Origin of the sequence: Microbacterium sp. CCH5-D1, from assembly GCF_001557335.1 — a bacterium.
GTDB classification, from domain to species: domain Bacteria; phylum Actinomycetota; class Actinomycetes; order Actinomycetales; family Microbacteriaceae; genus Microbacterium; species Microbacterium oxydans.
In genome coordinates this window covers 23,378-41,659 of record NZ_LSJW01000081.1, presented here as the reverse complement: position 1 = coordinate 41,659, position 18,282 = coordinate 23,378, and the positions used below count along the sequence as shown (strand labels likewise).

The 18,282-nt window shown below is 70.5% G+C and carries 17 protein-coding genes; 6 read left to right on the top strand and 11 right to left on the bottom strand.

Features of this window, described 5'->3' with window-relative positions:
• The first annotated feature begins 127 nt into the window (after window positions 1-127).
• Entirely contained in the window at window positions 128-1,045 is a 918-nt protein-coding gene (locus tag AX744_RS05515) for an EamA family transporter (protein ID WP_061015704.1), read from the top strand.
• Here AX744_RS05515 and AX744_RS05510 read toward each other — a convergent pair.
• Both AX744_RS05510 and AX744_RS05505 read right to left on the bottom strand, forming a co-directional pair.
• Window positions 1,017-1,796, bottom strand: coding sequence for a YidC/Oxa1 family membrane protein insertase (locus AX744_RS05510; RefSeq protein ID WP_046747743.1), 780 nt, complete (start codon window positions 1,794-1,796; stop codon window positions 1,017-1,019). The two genes, AX744_RS05515 and AX744_RS05510, sit on opposite strands and share 29 nt — an antisense overlap.
• Before the next feature lie 66 nt (window positions 1,797-1,862).
• Window positions 1,863-2,135 (bottom strand): DUF6412 domain-containing protein, encoded by a 273-nt coding sequence (locus tag AX744_RS05505; protein ID WP_046747744.1) that lies wholly within the window; start codon window positions 2,133-2,135, stop codon window positions 1,863-1,865.
• Between the two features lie 145 nt (window positions 2,136-2,280).
• On the opposite strand from AX744_RS05505, the gene AX744_RS05500 reads away from it, so the two are divergent.
• Window positions 2,281-3,327, top strand: coding sequence for an NAD(P)H-dependent flavin oxidoreductase (locus tag AX744_RS05500; protein ID WP_061015702.1), 1,047 nt, complete (start codon window positions 2,281-2,283; stop codon window positions 3,325-3,327).
• A gap of 136 nt (window positions 3,328-3,463) precedes the next feature.
• On the opposite strand, the gene purU is transcribed toward AX744_RS05500, so the two are convergent.
• Window positions 3,464-4,315 (bottom strand): formyltetrahydrofolate deformylase, encoded by an 852-nt coding sequence (gene purU, locus AX744_RS05495; RefSeq protein WP_046747746.1) that lies wholly within the window; start codon window positions 4,313-4,315, stop codon window positions 3,464-3,466.
• 116 nt (window positions 4,316-4,431) lie between these two features.
• Between purU and AX744_RS05490 the strand changes: the two genes are divergently transcribed.
• Together AX744_RS05490 and AX744_RS05485 are read left to right on the top strand one after the other, a co-directional pair.
• A complete protein-coding gene (locus AX744_RS05490; protein WP_046747747.1) occupies window positions 4,432-5,646 on the top strand; it encodes a cation:proton antiporter in 1,215 nt (404 codons plus the stop codon).
• The gene (locus AX744_RS05485; protein WP_046747748.1) at window positions 5,643-6,113 is read left to right on the top strand and encodes a hypothetical protein; all 471 of its coding nucleotides are present in this window, start codon (window positions 5,643-5,645) and stop codon (window positions 6,111-6,113) included. Before AX744_RS05490 ends, AX744_RS05485 begins: the two co-directional genes overlap by 4 nt.
• 1 nt (window position 6,114) lies before the next feature.
• Here the strand turns inward: AX744_RS05485 and AX744_RS05480 are convergent, their stop codons facing one another.
• The 4 genes from AX744_RS05480 to AX744_RS05465 are packed head-to-tail and all read right to left on the bottom strand — an operon-like array spanning window position 6,115 to window position 9,523.
• Window positions 6,115-6,831 carry a glutamine amidotransferase-related protein gene (locus AX744_RS05480; protein WP_061015700.1) on the bottom strand — a complete coding sequence of 239 codons (717 nt, stop codon included), beginning with the start codon at window positions 6,829-6,831 and terminating at the stop codon, window positions 6,115-6,117.
• A 40-nt stretch (window positions 6,832-6,871) separates the two neighbouring features.
• On the bottom strand, window positions 6,872-7,612 hold the full coding sequence (locus AX744_RS05475; RefSeq protein WP_061015698.1) for a substrate-binding domain-containing protein: 741 nt from the start codon (window positions 7,610-7,612) through the stop codon (window positions 6,872-6,874).
• Window positions 7,613-7,622: 10 nt separating this feature from the next.
• The gene (locus AX744_RS05470) at window positions 7,623-7,934 is read right to left on the bottom strand and encodes a hypothetical protein (protein ID WP_058632370.1); all 312 of its coding nucleotides are present in this window, start codon (window positions 7,932-7,934) and stop codon (window positions 7,623-7,625) included.
• Window positions 7,934-9,523 (bottom strand): PspC domain-containing protein, encoded by a 1,590-nt coding sequence (locus tag AX744_RS05465; protein ID WP_061015696.1) that lies wholly within the window; start codon window positions 9,521-9,523, stop codon window positions 7,934-7,936. The genes AX744_RS05470 and AX744_RS05465 overlap by 1 nt, the downstream gene beginning before the upstream one ends.
• Window positions 9,524-9,637: 114 nt before the next feature.
• On the opposite strand from AX744_RS05465, the gene AX744_RS05460 reads away from it, so the two are divergent.
• Both AX744_RS05460 and AX744_RS05455 read left to right on the top strand, forming a co-directional pair.
• Window positions 9,638-10,882, top strand: coding sequence for an ATP-binding protein (locus AX744_RS05460; protein ID WP_046747753.1), 1,245 nt, complete (start codon window positions 9,638-9,640; stop codon window positions 10,880-10,882).
• The gene (locus AX744_RS05455; RefSeq protein ID WP_061015694.1) at window positions 10,875-11,534 is read left to right on the top strand and encodes a LuxR C-terminal-related transcriptional regulator; all 660 of its coding nucleotides are present in this window, start codon (window positions 10,875-10,877) and stop codon (window positions 11,532-11,534) included. Before AX744_RS05460 ends, AX744_RS05455 begins: the two co-directional genes overlap by 8 nt.
• A 23-nt stretch (window positions 11,535-11,557) precedes the next feature.
• On the opposite strand, the gene AX744_RS05450 is transcribed toward AX744_RS05455, so the two are convergent.
• From AX744_RS05450 to AX744_RS05435, 4 genes are all read right to left on the bottom strand, one after another.
• Window positions 11,558-11,965, bottom strand: coding sequence for a DapH/DapD/GlmU-related protein (locus tag AX744_RS05450; RefSeq protein ID WP_017829277.1), 408 nt, complete (start codon window positions 11,963-11,965; stop codon window positions 11,558-11,560).
• 80 nt (window positions 11,966-12,045) lie between these two features.
• Window positions 12,046-12,819 (bottom strand): DNA-formamidopyrimidine glycosylase family protein, encoded by a 774-nt coding sequence (locus AX744_RS05445; RefSeq protein WP_061015692.1) that lies wholly within the window; start codon window positions 12,817-12,819, stop codon window positions 12,046-12,048.
• A complete protein-coding gene (locus AX744_RS05440; RefSeq protein ID WP_061015690.1) occupies window positions 12,819-13,640 on the bottom strand; it encodes an EI24 domain-containing protein in 822 nt (273 codons plus the stop codon). Before AX744_RS05440 ends, AX744_RS05445 begins: the two co-directional genes overlap by 1 nt.
• 23 nt (window positions 13,641-13,663) lie before the next feature.
• Window positions 13,664-18,244 (bottom strand): ATP-dependent helicase, encoded by a 4,581-nt coding sequence (locus AX744_RS05435; protein ID WP_061015688.1) that lies wholly within the window; start codon window positions 18,242-18,244, stop codon window positions 13,664-13,666.
• Window positions 18,245-18,282: the final 38 nt, after the last annotated feature.

The following is an 18,282-nucleotide window of genomic DNA, read 5'->3' as shown; positions in this document are numbered from 1 at the left end:
CACCCGTCGAGACCCATCGTCTTCGTCGACACCCACGCGCCGTCGCGCATTCGACGGTGGGTCTCGACAGGGACGGTGGGTCTCGACAGCAGGGTGGGTCTCGACAGTCGCCGCCTAAGCTTGTCTGGTGCAGAAGCCCACCGCGTCCGGTCCCCTCGTGGGGGTCGTGCTCGTCATCGGCTCCTGCCTCTCACTTCCCTTCGGCGCTGCTGTCGCGGCCCAGCTCTTCCCGGTGCTCGGACCGTGGGGGGTCACCTCGCTGCGCGTGGCGATCGCCGCGGTGCTGCTCGTCGTCATCGTGCGGCCGCGACCGGGGAAGTGGACCCGCGCGCAGTGGCTTGCCGCCGTGCTCTTCGGAGTCTCGCTGGCGGCGATGAACGGCTTCTTCTACGCCGCGATCGATCGCATCCCGCTGGGGCCCGCCGTCGCGATCGAGTTCCTCGGACCGCTCGTCCTCGCCGCCGTGATCACCCGGAAGCTCAGAGATTTCGCCTGGGTCGGCATCGCCCTGCTGGGCATGGTCGTCCTCGGCATCGACGGGCTGATCGGGGCCGAGCCGCTCGATCCGCTCGGGGTCGTGTTCATCCTCATCGCCGCCGGATTCTGGGCCATGTACATCCGGATGAGCGCCCGCGTCGGCGCCCTCATCCCCGGCAGCAGCGGCCTGGCGATGGGACTCGTGGTCGCGGCCGTGCTGCTGATCCCGGTCGGCGTTCCCGCTGTGTCGACCGTGGCGATGGACCCGCAGCTCCTGCTGCTCGCGGCGATCACCGCGGTGCTGTCGTCGGTCATCCCGTACAGCTTCGAGCTCGCGGCGCTGCGGCGGCTTCCGCAGCGCGTCTTCGGGGTGCTGCTGAGCCTGGAGCCGGCGTTCGCCACCCTCGCCGGCTGGCTCATCCTCGGTCAGGATGCGACGCCGTTGCGCATGCTCGCCATCGCTCTCGTGATCGCCGCGAGTGTCGGCACCACGCTCGGCGTGCGGAGGGACCGTCGCGACGGCGGCCCCTCCGGTCCCTTCACCGCGCCGATACCGCTGCCCGATTGACCGTCGGCGTCGGCAGCGGGAAGCGCCGACGCAGGATGACGCGCTGGACGAGCGTCCACACCACCGTGACGGTGAGGTAGAGCGCAGCGGCGAGGGGCACGAATGCGGCGAAGACCGCTGTGAGGTAGTGCGTCGCCGAGACGACGCGCAGCATCGTGGGCGAGTTCAACGGGGAGTCGTCACCCTCGACCGGAGTGGGACGGAATACGCGGCGGGTGACCTCGGCGACCGCGACCATGACCGCCAGCAGCACTCCGAACACCAGGAACGTGGCGGGCGTGGCCGTGCCGCCGAAGAGCGCGGAGACCAGGCTCGTCCCCAGCGGGGCGCCGAACAGGTCGTGCGCGAGCAGTTCGTTCGGATGACCGGCGATCTCGGGACGGAGGAACAGCGTGTACAGGATGCCGACGACGGGGGCCTGCGCCAGCACCGGGAGCATCCCCGCGAACGGCGACGTGTTCTCGGCCTTGTAGAGCGCCAACGTCTCCTTCTGCAGGCGCTCGGGGTTCTTCTTGTGGCGGCGCTGCAGCTCACGCAGCTTCGGGGCGAGACGCGCCCTGGTCTGTTCGGCCTTGGCCTGGGATATGCCCACCGGGATGAGCAGCGCCCGCACCAGCAGGGTGACGAGCACCACGGCGAGTGCTGCGGCCGCGGCGCCGGCGAGAGGGGTGAGGAGGTCGGAGAGCCCGGTCATGGCGCCGTAGGCGGCGTCGAGGAGGGCGGCGAGAGGAGGGAAAGCGAAGATGTCCAAGAGAGTGTCCGTTCGTGGGGTCGGGAAGGGTCGGCGAAGGCCGCGCTGTCCCGTCGTGCGAACGGACTACGCGGCGGTCGCGACTCCCGGTGCCCGAGGGCGCGGATGCCCGGCGGCATCGGGGTCACTCTGCGTGAGGAGGGTGCCGACGTCGATGGCCCGCAGTGGATGCGGGGCGTCGGCTGTGGCCTCGGGGTGCACGCTCAGCACGATGGCGAGCGTGAGGGCGGTCACTGCGAGCAGCGCGATCGCGAGGCCGAGGGCCGTTGCGTCGGGCATCGACACGAGGCCGATCGCGGTCGCGACGAAGCTCAGCATCTGCCCGAACCACTCGCTCATGTGCGCACCCCTTCCTGCGACGAGGGTATCACCGGGGTCCGGGTGACGTTCGAATCGCGCGACTGGTTCCCTCCGGGCGTCGGATGCGACCAGTTGCGCGATTCGAACGGGGCCTCGGGGTCGCCCGCGGGCGTAACGTCGAAGCATGAGTGACCTTCGCACCCTGCTCGGGATCGAGCATCCGATCGTTCTCGGCCCGTTCGGCGGGCTCTCCTCGACCGCGCTCACCGCCGCGGTCAGCAACGCGGGTGGACTGGGGTCGTTCGGACTCTACGGTTACGACGGCGATCGCATCCGTGCGACCGGGGCCGAGCTGCGTGCCCTGACCGACCGGCCCTATGCGGTGAACGTCTGGCTTCCGATGGGAGACGAGGTCGAGCCGAACCCGCAGCACACCGTGTTCGCGCAGGCCCTGCAGCCGTTCTACGAAGCCGTGGGCGTGGACGTCCCCGCGCGGCCGGAGCGGTACGCCCCGACCCTGGACGAACAGCTCGAGGCCGTCTGGGAGATCGAGCCCGCCGTGCTCAGCGTGGTGTTCGGCGTGCCGTCGGACGACCTGATCGAGGAGGCGCATCGCCGCGGCATCCTCATCGTCGGCACGGCGACCACGGTGGCTGAGGCCGTCGCGCTCGACGCAGCGGGCGTGGACGCCGTGGTCGCGAGCGGCGCCGAGGCCGCGGGTCATCGGGTCGCATTCCTGCGTTCAGCGGAGGAGTCGCTGGTCGGGACGTTCGCGCTGGTGCCTCAGATGGTCGACGCGGTCGGGGTGCCCGTGATCGCGGCAGGAGGTGTCGCCGATCGTCGCGGGGTGGCGGCGGCGTTCGCCCTGGGCGCGGCGGGAGTGCAGGTGGGGACGGCGTTCCTCGCCACCGCGGAGTCGGCCGCGAACGAAGCGCACCGCGACGCGATCCGATCCACCGCCGCCGACGAGACCGTGCTCACACGTGCGATGAGCGGACGCCTGGCTCGCGGCGCCCGCAACCGTGTGGTGCGGGCGATCGAGGCGAGCGGCACGATCGCGCCGTTCCCGATGCAGAACTGGCTGACAGGGCGCTTCCGCACCGCGGCGGGGGAGCAGAACCTGGGCGCGCTGCAGTCGCTGTGGATGGGGCAGGCCGCGCCGCTGGTGCGTCATGGCTCGGCTGCCGAGGCTTTCGCCGAGCTGATGGCAGGGCTCCCGGCGACGCCGTGACCCTCGCTGCGGCCCGGATCGCGGGCTGCTCCGCGCTGTGGACGAATGACCGACGCCTGGCAGCGGCCTCCCACGGGCTCGCGGTCGATATCCTGAGCGACCGCGACTGACCCGCGTCCACCCGGGAACGACCGGGCTAGAGGATCACGGTGGACTTGCCGTGCACGATCACGCGATCCTCGGCGTGCCACTGCACGGCGCGGGCGAGCACGAGGCGCTCGACGTCGGCACCGCGACTCTGCAGCTCGGCGGCCGACTCGGAGTGGGTGACGCGCGTGACGTCCTGTTCGATGATCGGTCCCTCGTCGAGATCCGCCGTCGCGTAGTGCGCGGTCGCGCCGATCAGCTTGACGCCACGGTCCTTGGCGCGAGCGTACGGGTTCGCTCCGATGAACGCGGGCAGGAACGAGTGGTGGATGTTGATGACCGGAGCTTCGAGGCGCGTGATGAAGTCGTCGGAGAGGATCTGCATGTAGCGGGCGAGCACGACGAGGTCGACGTTCCCGCGCAGCAGTTCGAGCTGACGATCCTCCATGGCGGCCTTGTCGCCGGAGGGGATGTGCACGAACGGCACACCGAACGAGCGGACGGCCTCGGCCAGGTCGGGGTGGTTGGACACGACCATGGTGATGTCGATGTCGAGCTGTCCGCGCTGCGTACGCCACAGCAGCTCCATGAGGCAGTGATCGTACTTCGAGACGAAGATCGCGACGCGCTTGCGGCGGGCCACGTCGTGCAGCGACCACTCCATGCCGAAGCGCTCGGCGACGGCCGCGATGTCGGCTTCGAGTGCCGGGCGCGCCGCTGCCAGACCGTCGAGGTGGATGACCGTGCGCTGGAAGAAGCGACCGCCCTCGGAGTCGGTCGAGTGCTGATCGAGCGAGATGATGTTCGCGCCGTGATGAGCGAGCACGCCGGCGACGGCGGCGACGATGCCGGGCTGGTCGTCGCAGGCGATGAGCAGGCGGGCGGTATCGGGCTGAGACATGGGGGCTCCTCGAGGGTGTGCATCGATTCTGCCGTGGATGCGCCGAGCGGGCGAATCGCGAAAGATCACCCGCTGCACTGCCTGCGCACTGCACCGCTCTCACCTACCCTGAGAGCATGAATGCGAGTGACCTCGGCCTCGTGCTGATCCCGCTGCTCGCCGTGGCGGCGCCGCTTCTCGCACGCGGCGTGCGACCGGTGGTCCGGGTGCCCATCGTGGTGTTCGAGCTCGTGCTCGGCATCCTCGTCGGTCCCGCTGTCTTCGGCTGGGTCGAACCGGGACCGCTGCTGGAGAAGCTCAGCGATTTCGGCCTCGCGCTGCTGTTCTTCGTCGCCGGAACCGAGATCGACTTCAAGATGGTGGCGGGCAAGCCGCTCGCCCGCGCATCACTCGGCTGGTTGCTCAGCGTGCTGCTGGGCATAGGCCTGGGTTTCTTCTTCGCGCCGGGAGAGGGGATGGTGGTGGTCGGCATCGCGCTTAGTTCCACGGCGCTGGGCACCCTGATGCCGATCCTGCGCGATGCCCGCGAGCTCGACACCCCCTTCGGCCGTGCCATCAGCGCGATCGGCGCGGTGGGCGAGTTCCTCCCGTTGATCGCGATCTCGATCTTCCTCAGCACGCGGACCACGCCGATCGCCACGGCCGTGCTGCTGACCTTCGTGGTGCTCGCCGGGCTCGCGGTGCTGCTGGCGCACCGCGTCCCGCACGGGCGGCTGCACGGCATCGTGCGGGCGACACTGCACACCTCGGATCAGTTCGGCGTGCGCTTCGTGATCCTGCTCATCGCCGCTCTCGTCGGGCTGAGCGTCATGCTCGATCTCGACATGCTGCTCGGGGCTTTCGTGGCCGGGGCGGTCTGGCGCATCATCATGGCGCGTGCACCGAAGAAGGACGCGGAAGAGGTCGAGAGCAAGATCGAGGCGATCGCCTTCGGTTTCCTCGTGCCGATCTTCTTCCTCTACACCGGGGTCACGTTCGATCTGCAGGCATTGCTGTCTTCGCCGACGGCGCTGGGGCTGGTGCCCATCTTCCTGATCGCTCTGCTCGTGATCCGCGGATCCGCGGCGCAGCTCTCGGCGCCGGCGGGGATGAGCGTGCGCGACCGCGCGGCCCTCGGACTGCTCGCCGCGACGGGCCTGCCGATCATCGTGGCTGTCACCGCCATCGGTGTGGATCAGAAGATGCTCGACACCGGCACGGCTGCGGCGCTCGTCGGAGCCGGAATGCTGTCCGTGCTGCTGTATCCCCTGATCGGGATGACGCTCCGTGGCGACCGCGCGGAGGTCGTGGGCCCGCGACTGGCCGACAAGACACGACAGGGAGAGCTGTGACCACCGCATCCGCGCTGCTGACACAGGCCGTGCACGACCTGAAGGGCGCTCCGAAGGAAGGGCTCGGCGAACAGCGCGATTCGCGCTGGCGCGGGCGTCGCATCGTCAGGGTCGGTGAGGCGTGGCACCTGGGTGTGCTGCTGCTGACCGAGACACATGCGCTGGCGACGGCCGAGGTCCTGCGCGCGGCGGACCCGGGGCGTCGCGGCTACACGGCCGAGTCGGCCAGGGAGCGGGCGGAGCGCAGGGCCGAGGCGCTGCGCGGCGGCTTCGACGAGGGCGATGTCGTGCATGTGGGATGGAGCGTCGTCGACGTCGACGCCGTGGACGCCGGAGGTTCATCCGGTCCGCTCGCTCAGGTCGACGGCGTGCCCTCCGTGCGCTGGAGCACCGCGGGAGGATTCATGCCGTTGGAGGCATACCTGCGCGAGCGCGTACCGCTGCTCCGCGACTCGGCGTCGAGCTGATTCAGGCGAAGGTCTCGGCGAAGCGTCGCAGCAGGGCCGCACCCTCGGTGACCGAGGCTGCGAGAACCTGCTGCTGCACGGCGTCGAACTCGTCGGGGTCGAAGTAGCCGGTGGTGCGGTAGAACGTCATCCGGTCGGCGAAATCGCGAGGCGTGGGCTCTGGGTGGAACTGAGCGGCGTAGAGATGCGTGCCCACGCGGTACGCCTGCACGGGGCAGGCCTCGTTCGTGGCCAGCAGCACGGCGCCGGGCGGGGTCGCCGCCGCGCTCTCCTTATGGGCCGTGAAGACCGTCAGAGCGGAGCCGCTGGGTCCGAACACTGGATCGGCCGCGCCCGCCTGCGTGGTCTCGATGACCGTGGCGCTCGCGGGCTCCGGAGTGTCGGTCACCACCTCGCCGCCGAGCATGCGGGTGACGACACCGATGCTGAAGCAGGTGAAGAACACCGCGACCTCGGCGGCCATCGCCGCGTCGGCCAGCGTGCGGAGGTCGGCCTCGACGCGAAGCTGCTCGGCGGACTTCACCGCATCGGAGACGTTGAACGGCGAGCCCCCGACGACGATGCCGCGGTATCCCCGCAGGCGTTCCATCGGCAACGTCCCGTGCAGCAGATCGAGCCGGTCGACCACGTCGACGCCCAGCGCCCGACGGAAGGAGGCATGCTCGGCATCCGCCGCCCCGGTCTCGGGTCGCACGCAGACGTAGAGAAGCGAGGCCATCAGGAGATTCTAACGAGCGCGCGTGGCCGAGCAGACGCGGTCACCGCGAGGAGTTCGCCGTGCGACCGCGGACGATGCCCACGAACGTCTCGACGTCGGCCGTGGTGTGCTCCCGCGGCCACACCAGCGCGACGGTCGAGGTCGGTCCGTGCGCGAGGACGCGGTGATCGGCGTCCTTGCGATGGTGCAGACGCGCGAGAGACATCGGGACGACGACGATGCCGACGCCGGATGCCGCCGTCGCGATCGCCTCGTCGGTGGGAAGGGGATCGAAGGTCGCCGGGACAGTCCCCGGGAACACGGGAGAACCCAGGACATCGTCGGTCAGCGTGATCACGACCTCGCCTTCGAGGTCGGCCGCGGTGAGCTGCTCCGCGGCCATCAGATGCGAATCGACCGCTGCGACGACGACCGGGACCTCGTCGTACAGGGGGATGATGTGCAGCGACTCGTCGGTGAGGGGCAGACGAAGGAGCGCCGCATCGACGCGGTCGAGTGCATCGCGCTGGGCGGCCGGGTCGATCGTCACGAGCTCGAGCGGCACACGCGGCATCCGCTGCTTCCAGGCGTCGATCCACTTGCCGGGGGTCGCGCCAGGCACAGCGCCGAGGCGGAAGGTGCGCGGCGCTTCCGGTTCGGGCTGCGGGGCATCGAAGACGACCTTGGAGGTGGGCTTCTTCGGCTTCTGCGGGGGATACCGCTCCGCGGGTGCTGCCTTGTTTCGGCGTACCGGTGTTCCGCGGCCTGTGCCCTTCGCGGGGCGTCTTCCCTGGTTCGCCATGCGGTCAAGGCTACTCGGCGGGAGTGCCCGGCACCTCCGTCGGCGCAGCAGGGCTCGTGGTGGAGAGCTTCCGCTGCGCGCGACGGACGAGTCCGGCGGCTCCGCCGACCAGGAGCAGCACGCCGACGGTCAGGAGCGCGACCGTGACGGCGGCCGTCGGGGTGAGGGCCAGCAGGGCGTCGGCGGCTGCATCGCGGCGGTCGGCGTCTGCCAGCATCCAGAGGGCTGTCGCCGAGATCGCGGCGAACAGGAGCCCCCAGATGATGGCCGCCCAGCGGGTGCGGGGCACGGCGGTGGTCTCGGTGATCGACGGAACGCTCATCACTGGTCTTCCTTCGCGGGCTCGGCGACGGTGATGGAGATGTCACCGCTGTTCTGATCGAGGGTGATCGGTTGGATGGTCGTCGGGGAGGCGGTGTCGGCCGAGATGCTCTGCACGATCACCGCCTCCTCTCCTGCGCGCTCGTCTCCGTCACGCGTGCCGAGCCACGTGCCGGAGTCGACGATCGTTCCCGAGTCGCCCTCCACGCGGGTCCAGGTCACGGATGCCGTGTCCACCGTCGCTCGGAGCTGCAGCTCGACGCCGGGATCCACATAGATGTACGTCCCCCCGGAGGACTTCTCGATCACGATCGGTCGCGGCGCGCCGTCGTGCTGATATAGGGTGACGGAGAGGTCGCCGAACGGCTGACGGATGTGCTGCTCGCGGCTGTTGGTGATCGAGGCCCATCCGAAGGTCAGGCCCTGCAGTGTGGAGAACGCCCCGGCCACGAGTCCGCCGACGAGCGTGATGACCGTCACGAAGGCCAGGAAACCGCTGCGCCGACGGAACGCCCCGGCGACGATCATCCCGAGCGCGAGGATCAGGGCTGCGGCGAGGAGGCCGAGAGCTCCGCCGAGCTGGGCTGCGCCGGTCGCCAGTCCCACGGCAGCACCGGTGATGATCGCGAGCCCCACCATCGTCGCCACGAACGCGAATCCGGCGCGCGGGTTCGACTCCCGGCGGATGCGACGGCGTTCGGCGGCTTCGGCGGCGAACACGGCGGCCTCGGCCTGGCGCTCACGGCGCAGCTGGTCGCGGGCGGCGCGCTCGACGTCCTGCTGCTGGCGCCGCCACGCCTGATCCTGTTCCTTCCACGCGGCATGCTGGGCGCGCCAGGCTTCGAGGGCTGCGGGATCCTGCGAACCGGGCGGCAGAGGGGCCGGCGGTGCCGGCGGGATCGCGCCGAGTGCGGGATCCGGTGACATCGGCTCTGCTGCGATGCCGGCGTCGGAATCCGCGGCGGCGGAGAGAGTGGCGTCCGCCCCCTCGGCGGTACCCGAACCGGCGAGGGGGGCGGACGCGGCCGGGGCCGTCTGATCTGCGGAAGCCGTCGGCAGATCAGACGCGGAAGCGCCCGGGGTGCGGCTGGCAGCACGCACGATCAGGAAGAGCAGGCCGGCGACGAGCACGAGCCCGACGATCCAGCTGAGGAGGGAGAGGGCCGACCAGTCGCCGTAACCGAGCCCGAACAGGCGGCCAGCGAGCGGAGCGGTCGGGAACAGCCCGATGACGGCCATCGCCAGGATGCCCCACTGCACGGGCTGGTAGTCGCGACGCAGCAGGTCGCGCAGGTGCACCCGTCCATCGATGTCGGGCAGCAGCGCCCACGCGGCGGCGTACAGGAAGATCACCGGCAGTCCGAAGAGCGCGGCCACCACCAGCACCCCTCGCACGATGAGCGGGTCGATCCGCAGGCGTGCGGCGATACCGGCGGCGACGCCACCCAGCCAGCCCTCGGAGCGGGCGACGCCGAGACCGGCGACCCAGAGCAGGAAGCGGTCGGCGCCGCGCGGGGTGCCCGTGCCGGGACCGCCGACGGCCGGAGCGTCTGGATCGGCAGGGGGCGGAGGCGCAGTCGGAATCGTCATGCTTCGATCCTGGCGGTGGCGCGGGGCGCTGTGCCATGGGGGGAACCCCTGAGCGACCCCTGATTCTCGCCGGGGGAGCCCCCGGAGCATCGGCGCGGATGATTGGATGGCGACATGTCCTCTTCGGCGCACGCTCCCGCGCGACCTCCGCGCGTCGCCGCTCCACCGCGCCCGTCGCTGACCCGCGATCGCGACTGCCTGGTCGCCGGCGTCAGTGCCGGACTCGCACGCCACCTGGGCGCACGGCCGTGGATGGTGCGCGCTCTGTTCATCGCCCTCGCGCTGTGCGGCGGTGCAGGGGTGCTGCTCTACGCCTGGTGCTGGATGTTCACGCCGTGGGCGGAGGGTGAGGACGCACCGACCAGACGGATGCCCGTGGCGTGGCTGCTGCTGGCTCCCGCGGCCGTGGGGGTCCTCGTCGTGCTGGTGTGGCGTGGCGGCAGCGACTGGCTGACCGGGTCGATCCCTCCCGATGTCGCGGCGGTCGTCGTCGGCGGAACGGTGGTCTTCGCGACCGGCGCCGGGCTCTGGGCGACGCTGATCGACAGCACCGACACCGCACGGGGGCCACGGCACACGCTGAGCATCCGGATCCTCTCCATCGTCCTGCTGGCCCTGCTGTTCACGATCCTGCTGTCCTGGCCGGTGGCCCGGTCGGGCGTGGCGCTGGTGCTGCTCCCGCTGGTCGGGCTCGCGGCCGTGGTGTCCTCGTCGTTGATACCCCGATGGCGCGAGCTGTCCGGTGAGCGGGTGCGCCGCATCCGCGAGGAGCAGCGCAGCCAGATGGCCGCCCACCTGCACGACTCGGTGCTGCAGACACTGGCGCTGATCCAGAACAGGGCGGGAGCTTCCAGCGAAGCTGCGCGCCTCGCCAGGGCGCAGGAGCGCGAGCTGCGTGCCTGGTTGTACGACGGCGATGCTCCGGCCGACAGTGATCTTCCGACCGACCTGCGCGACTATGCCGGAGCGTTGGAGCTCGACTACCCGGTGCGCATCGACGTGGTCTCCGCCGGCCTGTCGACAGAGCGGGCGAGCGGAGAGCTCGCCGCCGCCGCCAGGGAGGCGATCCTGAACGCGGCCCGCCACGCAGGAGGCGAGATCTCGGTGTACATCGAGGGAAGCGTGTCAGGCGTCGATGTGTTCATCCGCGATCGGGGCCCGGGATTCCAGCTCGATGAGGTGCCCAGCGATCGGTTGGGCGTGCGCGAGTCGATCATCGGACGGATGCGCCGTGCGGGTGGCAGTGGAGGGGTTCGCAGCGACGAGAGCGGCACAGAGGTGCATCTGCGCATCATGACACCGTCCAACCAGGAGCGGCCGGTACCGCGTGCGACGGCTCGGGAGGAGCACCATGGCTGAGATCATCCGTGTCGTGATCGTCGACGATCACTCGATCTTCCGCTCCGGCCTGCGCGCAGACCTCGATGCGAGCGTCGATGTGGTGGGCGAAGCGGCAGACGTGCCGTCGGCGATCTCGGTGATCGGCGAGACGCGACCGGATGTCGTGCTCCTCGACGTGCATCTCCCGGGCGGCGACGGCGAGGACGCGGCCGGAGGTGAGGCGGTGATCCGCGGGTCGTCTCCGACCGATGCCCGCTTCCTCGCGTTGAGCGTGTCCGACGCCGCGGCCGACGTGGTGCGGGTGATCCGCGCCGGCGCGCGGGGTTACATCACGAAGGGCTCATCCGGCGTCGAGGTCAGCAGCGCGGTGCGGGCCGTGGCCGAGGGTGATGCGGTCTTCTCGCCGAGGCTTGCCGGCTTCGTGCTCGACGCCTTCGGGGCGGTCGCCGGTGAGACCGCGACAGCGACCGACGAACTCGACCGGCTCTCGGCACGCGAGCAGGAGGTCATGCGCCTGATCGCTCGGGGCTACGCGTACAAAGAGGTCGCGTCGGAGCTGTTCATCTCGATCAAGACGGTCGAGACGCATGTGTCGTCGGTGCTGCGCAAGCTTCAGCTCTCCTCACGACACGAACTCACGGCATGGGCCTCCGAGCGGCGGCTGTTGTGAGAGCACCGCTCGGGTGAGGTCGCTCAGGCCGCGAGCCACAGACCTTTCTGATCCGTCGCGATGGTGAGTCCGGCCGCGACCGTCTCGTCGTCGCCGATCCTGGCACCGCGGACGATGCGCGCTCCGGCACCGATGTCGGTGCGGACGCCCACGTAGGCGTGATCGCCGATCGCCGCGCCATGGCCGACGTGCGCGTGCGCGTCCACGAACGCGCCTTCGCCGATCACGGCGTCTTCGTCGATCCAGGCACCGCGGGCGATGGTCGCGCCGGCACCGACGCGCGCCCCCGGTTCGATATAGGCACCCGCCTCGATGTGTGCCTTCGGGTGCACCTTCGCGCCATGCGCGACGAGACCCCGGCCGTTCGCGTGCTTGCGATACCGCAGCGTCGCGCCCTGGTCGTTCTCGATGTCGACGTAGTTCTTGCCCACGATTCCTCCCGTGCTCCGGAGTTCTCCGGATATATCAACAACCACGACAGGGGCGGATTCATTCCCGCGGATGGATGTGGTCAGTGCTGACAGGAGGGGCACCAGAAGGTGATGCGTTCGCGGGTCGGATCGGCGCCCTGCTCGCCCCGCCGGATCAAGGTGCCGCAGCGTCGGCACGGACGTCCGGCGCGGCCGTACACCCAGGTGCCCTGGCCGGGCCGATCGACGCCGGTGAAGGTGCGGTGACGGCGGTCCCGGTTGGCGCGGATCGTGCGCACACCGAGGTCGAGGAGGGCGGCGACATCGACCTCCGGCGCCGGTCTGGTCGGCAGGATTCCTCGGAGGAACAGGAGTTCTGCGGCGTACTCGTTGCCGAATCCCGCGACGTTGCGCTGATCGAGGAGGGCGACGTGGATGCTGCGGGCGTCGGCCTCGAGACGTCGGACTGCCTCTGCCGCATCCCAGTCGTCGGCGAGCGGATCAGGTCCGAGGTAGCCGACGAGCTGATCCTCGTCACGGGTGGGGACGACCTCGATCTCGGCGATGTCGACGCCCACGGCTTCGCCCCGCGGCGTACCGACGACCGCACGCACCTTGAACGCCGGATGCCGCCACTTCTCGCCGGGGCGATAGGTGAACCACGCGCCGTCCATGCGCAGATGCGAATGCAGTGTGCTGTCGCCGATGCGCATGAGCAGATGCTTGCCGCGGGGGATCACGGCATGCACCGGCTGGCCGGTCAGGTCGAGCGTGGCGAATCGGGGCACGCGCAGGTCGAATCGGGTGACCTCCGCGCCGGCCAGAGCTTCGTCGAGTCGTCGTGCCGTGCGGAAGACGGTGTCGCCCTCGGGCATCAGGGGGCGCCGATGGGAGTGGGCGGCGGCGGGGTGCGCGGCGACGCGGTGGGCGGCGCGACGGGCGGTGTGGTGGGGGACGTGGCGAATCCGGCTCGCGCGAGCATGTCTCGCGCGAGCATCGTGCTTCCGGCCACGGCGGCCGGCATGATCGCGACGGCCCCGCCAGGGATCAGGAAGCAGAGCTGTGTCGCCACTCCGAAGCCGAGAACCCGCGCCCGGCTGCCCGAGAACAGGGCGGCGCGCTGGGCGAGGCTGAGATCGCGGGCATCGAAGGCTCGACCCGTGAGCTCTCGGGCCAGTAGTCGACCGGTCAGGACGACTCCGGCGATGGGGCCGAAGAACCCGCCGACGGCAGGGATCAGACCGATGAGGAGCACGACGATCGCGATCAGGATGCCGAGCAGAACCAGGCGGAGTCCCTCGCCGAGAGTGGTCCAGAAGCTGCCACCGTCGGCTGGGGGAGCGTCGCCGAGGTCGGCCTCGACCGCATGCCAGATGCGCTGGTAGAACGGATCGCCGATGGTCAGGGTGAGGGCGCTGAAGACCACGCTGGCCAGGGCGAGCGCGGCCGCGACGATCACGAAGCTCACCGCAGACCGCAGCAGGCCGCGCCACGGTTCGAGCCACCCCTCGGCGAACGGCGTCAGCCACGTGGAGACCGACGGCAGACCGATGATCAGCGGTACGAGCGCGGCAGCGAGCAGGAGCAATGCGATGATCGCGGGGACCAGTCCGAGCAGCATGAGTCCCGGCCGGGTGCGCCACAGCCCGAAGCCGCGCAGCAGTGTGCGGATACCGGTGGCGAACTCGCGGATCATGGCTTCCAGCGTAGGCGTAGTGCTCAGACGACCTTGCGGAGCGTGTATCCGCGAGGGGTCGCCACGAAGCCGGACTCCTGCAGTGCGAGGGCGAGTTCAGTGCCGTAGACGCCCTCGCCGTTGATCTTCTCGACGGTGAGCGTGTCGAGGCGACGGGCGCGCGCGGTGGCCGCGAGGTCGGAGGCCGCGGCGCGCAGCACCTCGGCGTCGTCGCTGAACGACAGCACGGTGCGTCCGCCGCGTTCGAGGGACAGCACCAGTGCACCGTCGACGAGCACGACCAGACCGCCCGCTTTGCGCCCTGGACGATGCGAGACCCCGTCGAGCTTGGGCCAGCCGAGGGCGGCGCCGTACGGGTTCGCCGGATCGGTCGACGCGAGGGTCACGGCCTTGCGCGGCGGCGGATCCGCGAGGCCCGCATAGGTGCGCAACCGGTCGACGGTGCCGGACGCGGCGAACTGCGCAGCTCCGAGCTTCTCGATCACGTAGCCCCGGCGGCAATGCCCCGCCTCTTCGAAGCCCGCGAGCACCCGATAGGCCTGGGCGAAGCCGCCGGGAACACCCTCAGCCTGCACGGCGCCGCGCGTGACGACGCCGTAGCGGTCGAGCAGGAGCCCTGCGGTGACGGTCGCCCGGCGGGCAGGATCGGTCTCGAGCGCCGGCAGCAGCGACCAGCGGCCGCCGATCGAGGGCGGGCGGGGTGCCGCGGTCCCGGTGAAGGACACCCCGCGGTAGGTGCGGGCGCGGGGCGCACGGCGTTTGACCTTGTGCGCCTGCGAGCCGCCGGTGAGGAGCGAGCGGATGGGGGCGAAGGTGTCGTTGGTGACGTAGCCCGCCCAGGTCAGAGACCACAGCGCTTCGAGCACCGACTGCTCGTTCTCGGCCGCCGCCATGTCTTTCAGCTGTCCGGCGAAGTAGGCACCCCCGACGTCGAGCGCGATGAGGATGCGCGACTCCAGGGAGTCGGACGCGATCTCGGTGTCGCGCTCCGGGAGGGTGAAGGGCGCGATGTCGGACGGATGCAGCGACACCCAGCCGTCCCGTCCCGGGAGGGTGCCGTGTCCGGACCAGATGACCTCGCCCGATGCCGTCAGTTCGTCGAGCATCGCCGGGGAGTAGTCGCGCACGCGGGAGGGCAGGATCAGCGACTCCCACGCACTCGCGGGGATCGGTACACCGGCGAACTGCTCGATCACGTTCAGCACGCCGTCGACGCCTTCGAGCGGACGACCGATGTGCTGCCAATCCGGGAGGAACCGTGCGTACGCCTCGGGAGAGACCGGCTCGACCGAACCGCGGATGGCCGCCAGCGAGCGCATCCGGAGCCGACGCAGCACCTCGGAGTCGCACCACTCGACCGCGTCGCCGCTGCCTGCCGCCTCGGGCAGGAAGTACCCGCTCGTGAGCCGTCCTGCCGTCTCGAGCCGCTGCAGCGTATGCCGCGCGACGGCGGCACCGAGCCCGAATCGGGAGGCGACGGCATCTGTCGTGAACGGCCCGTGCGTGCGGGCATGGCGAGCCACGAGGTCGCCGAGCGGATCTGCGACCGGTTCGAGGAACGCCACCGGGATTCCCGTGGGCAGCGCTGCGCCGAGCGCATCGCGCAGCCGACCGGCATCCTCGATCGCTGCCACCCTGGTCGCTCCGGCGATCGTGACGGGGATCGCCCGTCGCGCGGTGACGAGGTCGTCCAGCAGAGCGGCTGCCGAGGCACCTGCTGTCGATTCGGGGTCGATGCGCGCAGTGACCTCTTCGGCGTCGAGCGGGCCGAGCATCCGGAGCAGGTCCGCGACGCCCTCGAGGCCTCGTGCGCGGCGGTCGGGATCGAGACGCTGGGCCTCGCGTTCGAACTGCGCGATCACGTCGGGGTCGAGCAGTTCCCGCAGTTCGACCGTGCCCAGCAGCTCCCCGAGCAGAGCGGGGTCGACCGAGAGCGCGGCCGCCCTCCGTTCGGCGAGCGGAGAGTCTCCTTCGTACATGAACGCGCCCACGTAGCCGAACAGCAGGTCGCGGGCGTATGGCGACGGCTGGCCCGGCTCGGTCTCGACCAGGCGGATGCGTCGGTCGGCGATCGATGTCGCGAGCTTGCGCAGCGACGGCAGATCGTAGACATCCTGCAGCACCTCGCGCAGGGTCTCCAGGATCACCGGGAACGTCGGATGGCGCCTGGCGACCTCGAGCAGTTGGGCCGACCGCTGCCGCTGCTGCCACAGCGGTGTGCGCTTGTTCGGGTTCATGCGGGGCATGAGCAGCGCCCTGGCCGCGCATTCGCGGAAGCGGGAGGCGAACAGCGCGGAGCCGCCGACCTCCTGGGTGACCAGGAGTTCCAGCTCCTCGGGGTCGAACACGAACAGTTCGGCACCGGGCGGCTCCGCCTCGGCATCGGGAATGCGCACGATGATGCCGTCGTCGCTCGCGACCGCCGATCCTTCGACGCCGAGACGTTCGCGCACCCGGGCGTTGATCGCCAGGGCCCAGGGCGCGTGCACCTTCATCCCGTAGGGCGAGTGCAGGATCACCCGCCAATCGCCGACCTCGTCGCGGCCGCGCTCGACGGTGAGGGTGCGGTCGGTGGGGAGCGTGCCCGTCGCCTCGCGCTGTTCGGTCAGATGGGCCATGAGGTTCGTCCGTGCCTGCTCGTCGAGCCCCGCATCGATGAGCCGCTGTGCCGCCTTCTCGGGCGTCGCCGCCGAGACCTCGCGCGAGAAAGCCCCCAGCGCCTCGCCCAGTTCGAACGGCCGACCGATGCCGTCGCCGTGCCAGAACGGCACCTTGCCCGGCTGCCCGTAAGCGGGGATCACGTTCACGCGGTCGTGCGTGATCTCGGCGATCCGCCAGCTCGTCGTGCCGAGCGTGAACACATCGCCCACCCGCGACTCGTAGACCATCTCCTCGTCGAGCTCGCCGACCCTGGCGCCGGTCGTCTCGCCCGCGACGAACACGCCGAACAGGCCGCGGTCGGGGATCGTGCCGCCGCTGGTCACCGCGATGCGTTGTGCCCCCGGCCTTCCCGTCAGCGTGCCGGCGTCACGATCCCACACGAGGCGTGGCCGCAGTTCGGCGAACTCGTCCGAGGGGAAGCGGCCCGCCAGCAGATCGAGCGTCGCTTCGTACGCCGAACGCGGAAGCGCCTGGAACGGCGCCGATCGGCGAACGGTCTCGAACCACTCCTCGACGCCGATGGCTCCCAGCGCGCTCGCCGCGACGGTCTGCTGGGCGAGGATGTCGAGCGGGTTGCGCGGCACCTGGATCGCCTCGATCTTGCCCGCCAGCATGCGCTCGGTCACGATCGCGGTGTGCAGCACGTCGCCGCGGTGCTTCGGGAAGAGGGCCGCCCGGCTGATCTCGCCCACCTGGTGCCCGGCGCGGCCGACCCGCTGCAGACCCGAGGCCGCAGACGGCGGAGCCTCGACCTGGATCACGAGGTCGACGGCACCCATGTCGATGCCGAGCTCGAGACTGCTCGTCGCCACGACGCAGCGCAGCACTCCCGACTTGAGCTCCTCTTCGACCTGTGCCCGTTGCTCTTTCGACACCGATCCGTGGTGCGCCTTCGCGAGCACGGGATCGGCCCCCGCGGTGGCTCCGGCCTGGGCCATCATCGCGGCGGGCACGGTCGTATCGGGGAGGGGTACGCCGATCCGCTCGGAGTAGATCTCGTTCAGTCGCCCGGTGAGGCGCTCGGCCAGCCGACGGGAATTGGCGAACACGATCGTCGAGTTGTTCTGCAGGATGCGGTCGACGATCGCTTCCTCGACGTGCGGCCATACCGAACCGGTGACCTCGGAGTATTCGGCTCCGTCGGCGTCTCCCGGAACTCCGGGCGGTGGAGGCGGATTCGTCATGTCGTCCATCGGGACGACCACACCGAGCTCGAAGGTCTTGGAGGCGGGAGGTGCCACGATCTCGACCGGGGCAGAGCCGCCGAGGAACCGGGCCACCTCGTCGATCGGCCGCACCGTGGCGGAGAGGCCGATGCGCTGAGCCGGCGTCTCGACGCCGTTCGCGCGGCGCAGGGCGTCGAGCCGTTCGAGGCTGACGGCGAGGTGCGCTCCGCGCTTGGTGGCGGCGACGGCATGCACCTCGTCGATGATCACGGTGTGCACGCCACGCAGCGTCTCGCCTGCGCGGCTCGTGAGCATGAGATACAGCGACTCGGGGGTCGTGATGAGGATGTCGGGCGGATCGGACACCAGCTTTCGCCGGTCGCTCGATGTCGTGTCGCCGGAGCGCACCCCGACGGTGACCGCAGGGGCCGTCACCCCGAGCCGTCTGGCCGACTGGCCGATGCCGATCAGCGGGGAGCGGAGATTGCGCTCGACGTCGACGCCGAGCGCCTTCAGGGGGGAGATGTAGAGGATGCGCGTTCGGGGCTCGCCCTTCGCCGACGGCGTGGTCTCGCCCATGCGCTCGCGGAACACGCTGTCGATCGCCCACAGGAACGCGGACAGCGTCTTGCCCGATCCGGTCGGGGCGACCACGAGGGCGTGCTTGCCGGCGGAGATCGCGTTCCAGGCACCCGCCTGCGCGGGAGTGGGCGCGGGGAACGCCCCCCGGAACCAGTCCTGCGTGGCGGGAGTGAAGCGGTCGAGCACGTCGCTCATCCCTCCATCATCGTCGAGGCCGCAGACATCGGGGCGTG